This is a genomic window from Halorhodospira sp. 9621, assembly GCF_022228055.1.
GTDB classification, from domain to species: Bacteria; Pseudomonadota; Gammaproteobacteria; order Nitrococcales; family Halorhodospiraceae; genus Halorhodospira; species Halorhodospira halophila_A.
On sequence record NZ_JAJNRD010000027.1, the window covers coordinates 25,658 to 32,157 of the forward strand.

Annotated in this window: 3 protein-coding genes; all 3 read right to left on the reverse strand. The window is 69.4% G+C overall.

All coding sequences use genetic code 11. The annotated features are described in order from the left end of the window. Nucleotides 1-10: 10 nt before the first annotated feature. A complete protein-coding gene (locus tag LRF89_RS11045) occupies nt 11-3,127 on the reverse strand; it encodes an efflux RND transporter permease subunit (protein ID WP_238632545.1) in 3,117 nt (1,038 codons plus the stop codon). Beyond that, the gene (locus LRF89_RS11050; RefSeq protein ID WP_238637121.1) at nt 3,124-4,224 is read right to left on the reverse strand and encodes an efflux RND transporter periplasmic adaptor subunit; all 1,101 of its coding nucleotides are present in this window, start codon (nt 4,222-4,224) and stop codon (nt 3,124-3,126) included. The genes LRF89_RS11045 and LRF89_RS11050 overlap by 4 nt, the downstream gene beginning before the upstream one ends. A gap of 49 nt (nt 4,225-4,273) precedes the next feature. Next, nucleotides 4,274-6,500 (reverse strand): RelA/SpoT family protein (locus LRF89_RS11055; RefSeq protein ID WP_338018521.1); only part of this gene is annotated, 2,227 nt, incomplete at its 5' end.

A 6,500-nucleotide genomic window follows, 5' to 3' on the forward strand; every position in this document is an offset into this window, starting at 1 on the left:
CTCCCTGAGTTCACTCCCTCGCCCGCGGCGCGCCGTGGGCCCGTTCCAGGCGCTCCAGCTCGGCACCGACCACATTGACCGGGGTCGTGTACCGAGCCAGCCAGTCGTAAAGGACCGGGATGACGAACAGCGTCAACAGGGTCGCAAACCCCATGCCGCCGATGATCACGGTACCGATGGCGGCACGGCTCTCGGCCCCGGCGCCCAGCGCCAGAACCAGGGGGACCGCTCCGAAGACTGTGGAGATCGCCGTCATCAAGACGGGACGGAAGCGCAGCACCGCCCCAGCGTGGATGGCCTCGCGCACGCTGTAGCCCTGGTCCCGCAGCTGATTGGCGAACTCAACGATCAGGATCCCGTTCTTCGTCATCAGGCCGATTAGCAGGATCATACCGATCTGGCTGTAGATGTTCAGGCTGCTGCCGCCGAGCAGAAGCGCACCCAGGGCCCCAGTGATGGCCAGCGGCACCGCGGTCATGATGATCAGCGGATGGACGAAGCTCTCGAACTGCGCCGAGAGCACCAGAAAGACGATGAGCAGAGCCAGACCGAAGGTGAGGAAGACCGCCCCGCCGGCGCGCTTGAACTCGTCCGACAGGCCCAGGTAGCTGATCCGCGCTGTGGCGGGCAGCTCCTCGGCGGCCACCTGCTCGAGGTAAGCCAGGGCCGCGCCCAAGTCGTAACCTGGCGCCAGCGACGCGGTCAGCGTCACCGCCGGCAGGCGATCGACGCGGCTGAGAGCCGGCGGCGCGCCCTCCTCTTCTAAGGTGACTAAGGCCGAGAGGGGGATCAGCGCACCGTCGTTGAGGCTGCGCACGTGCAGCCGGTCCAGGTCGCCCGGGTTGCGCCGATCCACCGCCTCGGCCTGGAGCATGACGTCGTACTCGCGCCCCCGGTCGAGGTAAGCGGTCACCGTGCGCGAGGCAAGCAGGGTCTGCACGGTGCGCCCCAGCGCCTCGGCACTGACCCCGAGGTCAGCGGCCCGGTCACGGTCGATGCGCACGTTGAGCTGCGGACGCGTGGCGTCATAGCTGCTGTCGAGGTTGACCAGGCGGGGATTTTCGTCCCGGGCCCGATCCAGGATGCGCTCGGTCCAGCCGGCTACCTCATCGTAATCGGTGCCACCGACCACGAACTGTACCGGCTGCTGGAATCCGCTCTGGCCGAGACCCGGGGGATTCACGGCGAAGGCGCGCACGCCGGGGACGCCCATCAGCCGCGGCATGGTCTCGGCGACAATCTGCTGCTGACTCCGCGAACGATCGCCCCAATCCTCCAGGCCAACAATGATGAACGCGCTATTGGCGCGCCCGCCAAAGCCCAGGATGCTCAGCACCCGACGAGCCTCACCAGTCTCCTCGCGCAGCGGCCGCAGGATCTCCTCCAGCTCGCGTACGCCGGCATCGGTGTGCGCCGCGGTGCTGCCCTCCGGCGCGCTCGCCGGGACAATGAACACGCCGCGGTCCTCGGTGGGGGTCAGCTCTTGGGGCAGCGCCTGATAGAGCGCATAGGCACCGACGGCGGCGGCCACCCCGACGCCGAGCACGGCGATGGGCGCCTGCAGCGCACCGCCCAGCGCACGACGGTAGCCGCCGGTCAGGCCGGTGAAGAACCGCTCGGCAACCGCTTCGAGCCCCCCTGGCTGTGCCGCCCGGGGGCGCAGCCACTTGGAACAAAGCATGCCCGTCAGGGTCAGGGCAACGAAGCTGGAGAACACCACCGCCGCCGCCAGCACCAGCCCGAACTCGGTGAACAGACGTCCGACGTTCCCCTCCATGAACGCAATGGGCACGAAGACCGCCACCAACGAGATGGTGGTGGCAATGACCGCGAAACCCACCTGGCGCACGCCGCGGTAGGCGGCCAGCAGCGGCGGCTCGCCCTCGTCGATGCGCCGCTGGATGTTCTCCAGCACCACGATGGCGTCGTCGACCACCAGCCCGATGGCCAGGATCAGCGCCAGCAGCGTCAGGACGTTGAGCGAGAAGCCGAGCGGACCCATGACGATGAACGCGCCGATTACCGCCACCGGGATGGTCACCGAAGGGATCAGGGTGGCGCGCAGGCTGCGCAGGAAGACGAAGATAGTCAGCACCACCAACCCGACGGCGATCAGCAGGGTGCGCACCACCTCGCGGATCGACTGGCGCACGAACTGCGACTCGTCGTAGCCAACCACCAGACGCAGATCGGCGGGCAGCTGATCCTCGAGCCGGGCCATCTCGGCGAGCACGGCGTCGGCGACGGCGATGGTGTTGGCCCGGGACTGGCGAATGATCCCCAGCCCCACCGCGGTCTCGCCGTCCAGGCGCACGGCGGTGTCGTCATCCTCCACCCCGCGTTCGACCCGGGCTACCTCGCCCAGGCGGACCAGCTCGTCGCCGCGGCGCTCAATGACCAGGCGAGCGAAGTCGTCGCGATCGCGCAGCCGGGTGTCGGTGCGCACGGTCAGCTGCCGGGCCACCGACTCGATCTCGCCGGCCGGCAGCTCGATGTTCTCCCGGCGCAGGGCGTTCTCCACGTCCTCGACGGTCAGGGCGCGGGCCGCCAGGGCCTCGCTGTCGAGCCAGATGCGCATGGCGTAGCGCCGCTCGCCGCCGATGCGCACCCGCGCCACCCCGTCGAGTACCGAAAGCCGATCCACCAGATGACGGTCGGCGTAGTCGGTCATCTCCTCGGGGCTCATGCGGCTACTGCTCAGGGACAGCCACATCATCGGCCGGGCGTCGGCCTCGGTCTTGGCCACCACCGGGGGGTCGGCATCCGCGGGCAGGTCGTCGAGGATCCGTCCGATGGCGTCACGCACGTCGTTGGCGGCGGCGTCGATATCCCGGCCCACCTCGAACTCGATATCCGTCTCACCGCGCCCGTCGCGACTCTCCGAGGTCATCGAGCGGATCCCGTCGACACTGCTCACCGCCGATTCGATCAGCTCGGTGATCTCGGTGTCGATCACCGCCGGCGCGGCACCGGTGTAGCGCGTCTCGATGGAGACCACAGGGGGATCGATGTCGGGGTATTCGCGCACCGGCAGCTGGGCGAGGGAGGCGATGCCGAGGACGACGATCAGCACGCTGGCCACGGTGGCCAACACGGGGCGGCGGATCGCGATGTCGGAGAGGATCAACGGGCGGCCTCGGCCAGGCCGTCACCGGTCGCTGCGGCGTCGGCCGACGGGTTGCGTACCCGCACCCGGGCGCCGTCGCTCAGACGCTGGTGGCCGAGGGCCACCACCCGGTCAGCGGCCTCCAAACCGGCGACGATCTCCACCCGGCCGTCGCGGCGCTGGCCGCTCTGCACCGCCACCCGGTGGGCCACGCCATCGTCGACGCGGTAGACGTAACGCGCCCGGCCCTCGAGGATCAGCGCCTCCTCGGGGATGACGACGGCCTCGCGCTGGTCGAGCTCCAGCTCGACCAGCAGGAACATGCCCGGTTTGAGACGCCCGTCCGGGTTATCGATCTCGGACTCCAGGCGCAGTGTACGGGTGATCGGGTCGACACGACTGTCGATCCGGCGCAGCTCCCCGGAGAAGGTGCGATCGGCGAACCCAGCGCTGGTGGCCGTCACCGGCAGCCCGGGCTCGAGCTGCCCGAGCAGCCGCTCCGGGACCGAGAAACCGACACGCAGGGTGGTAGTATCATCGAGGGTGGTGATGACGGTCTGCGGGTCCACGTAAGCACCGAGGCTGACCTCGCGCATCCCGGTTACCCCCTTAAACGGAGCCCTGATGCGGCGCTCACGCAGCTGGGCCTCGGCCACCCGGACCTGGGCGCCGGCCACGGCGACACCGGCCACCAGGGTATCCAGATCCTGCTCGGTGGCGTCTCCGGTCTCGCGCAGGGAGCGCGTTCGACGCAGCTGCGCCTGCAGGTCCTCCAAGTGGGCCTGGGCCTCCTCCAGCACCGCTTGCTCCCGCTCGGCATCCAGCTCCAGCAGGGTCTGTCCGGCCCCCACCGCAGCCCCCTCCTGGAAACCGATGGCCGTGACCCGTCCGGCCGCCTCGGTGACGACATCGACAGCCTCCCGGGCGCGGGTGGTTCCGGTCGCCCGGAAGGTATCGCGGATCGTCGCCCGCTCTGCACCGGCGGTCTCGACCACCGCCTCGCGCCCCGCCGGGGGGCCACCCGCGGGCGACGGCTCGCCACGCGTCAGCCAATAACCACCGGAGGCCACCCCGGCAATCAGCAGGGCGGCGAAGAGGATCTGGTAAGCGGGACGCATGGTGACTCCTGGCAGGGACCGTCGATAGCCAGGGTATATTAGCGCTCTCTCATGTGCCGCGCCACACGCGCTCCACCCGCTCACTGGCCGAGAGCTTGGCCATCAGCCGGGAGAGCTGCTGGACGTCGCTGACCTGCACATCGATATCGATGCGGTAGGCGTCCGCCGGCTCGGCGTGGGTCTGCACGCCGTCCAGGCGCACCCCCTCGTGGCCGCACAGGCGGGTGATCTCGCTCAGTGGCCCGTCAAGCACCCCGGTACGGACGTGGATGCGCACCGGATAGCGCCCGGCCGGAGCCGTCCGCCAGTTGACGTCGAGCAGACGTTCCGGCTCCCGTTCCCGCAGCTGCTCCACATTGCGGCAGTCCTGACGGTGGATCGTCACCCCCGAGCCCCGGGTGATGAACCCGATGATCGGGTCCCCGGGTGCCGGGGCACAGCAGCGGGCCATACGGGTCAGCAGGTTGCCCACGCCCTCCACGGTGACGTCATCGTCACCGCCCGGTTTCTCGGGGCGGCGGGCCCGCTCGGGCGCCGCCGGGGGCTCCGGCTGCTGCGGCAGCAGCCGGTCGCGCAGCAGGGCCGCGATCTGCCCAGAGGTCACTTCGCCCCGGCCTAGGGCCGAGAGGAACAGCTCCGCCCGGGCGTAGCGGCTACGCCGGACCACCTCGTCGGTGCTCACCTCCTCCAGCCCGAGACGGCGCAACTCCTTGTCCAGCGCCTGGCGCCCTGCCGCCACGTTCTTGTCGTGATCGCGCTGCCGAAACCAGGTGCGTACCTTGGTGCGCGCTCGATTGGTGTAGAGATACCCCAGCTCCGGGTTGATCCAGTCGCGGCTTGGCCGCTCCTCGCGACTGGTGAGGATCTCAACCCGATCGCCGTTCTCCAGGGGGCGGGTCAGCGGCGCGATCCGGTTGTTGATCTTCGCCCCGCGACAACGGTGGCCCAGGCCAGTATGGATGTGGTAGGCAAAATCCAGCGCCGTCGCCCCCCGCGGCAGGTCGATCACGTCTCCCCCCGGGGTGAGGGCATAGACCCGATCAGCGAAGACCTCGGCACGGACACGATCAACGAAATCCCCCTCGTCGTCGTCCTCGCGCCCCCACTCGAGGATCTGGCGCAGCCACGCGATCTTCTGTTCAAACTCCGCGTCCTGCCTGCCGCCCTCCTTGTAGCGCCAGTGGGCGGCGATCCCCAGCTCCGCCTCGGCGTGCATCTCGTGGGTACGGATCTGCACCTCCACCGCCTTGCCCTCGGGGCCGGCCACCGCGGTGTGCAGCGAGCGGTAGTTGTTCTCTTTGGGGGTTGCGATGTAATCGTCGAACTCCCGCGGGATCGGCATCCACAGGCCGTGGACGATCCCCAGGGCGGCGTAGCAGGCGCGCTCATCGTCGACGAGGATACGCACGGCGCGCAGGTCGTAGAGGTCGTCGAAGCGCAGCCCCTTGCGCTGCATCTTCCGATAGATGCTGTAGATATGCTTGGGGCGACCGTAGACCTCGGCATCGAGGCCCGCCTCGTCCATGGCCGCCTGCAGCTGGCTGCAAACCTGCTCGATGTAGGCCTCGCGATCGCGCCGGCGCTCGGCCAGGCGCTTGGCGAGCTCCATGTAGGCCTCCGGCTCCAGATAACGGAACGCCAGATCCTCCAGCTCCCACTTGAGCTGCCAGATACCCAGCCGATTCGCCAGGGGCGCATAGATATCCCGCGTCTCGCGGGCCAGGCGGCTGCGCTCCTCCTCGCCGAGCCCGCGGCAACTGCGCAGGTCGTGCAGCCGCTCGGCCAGAGCGATGAAGACCACCCGGACATCCCGGGCCATGGCCAGCAGCATCTTGCGCAATCCCTCAACCCGCTCGCCCTGAATGGCCGACTCAAGCTCGGCGGAGTCACGGAACCGGCCGATGCCGTGCATGCGGCACACCCCTTGGGCGAGTTCGGCGATGTCGGGACCCAGATGCTTGCCCAGCCCGGCGATGGCGCCCTCCTGCAACTCGGGCAGATCGTGGATCAGCGCCGCCGCCAGGGTCGCGGCGTCCAGGCCCAGCTCGGCAAGGATGGTCGCGGTGTAGACAGCGTGGGCGAAATACGGCTCGCCGGAATCGCGCATCCGCTCCCCGTAACCGGCCCGCGCACGCGCCCAGGCGCCCTCGAGCAGCTCGCGGTCGGCGTCGCTGAGCGACACCGGCAGGCGGTGCAGCCAGGCGGCCGGCTCCAGGGTGGTGACGTCGTCGATGTCGGCTAGGGCGGATTGGACCATGGGCCTCGGGGGTTCAGGG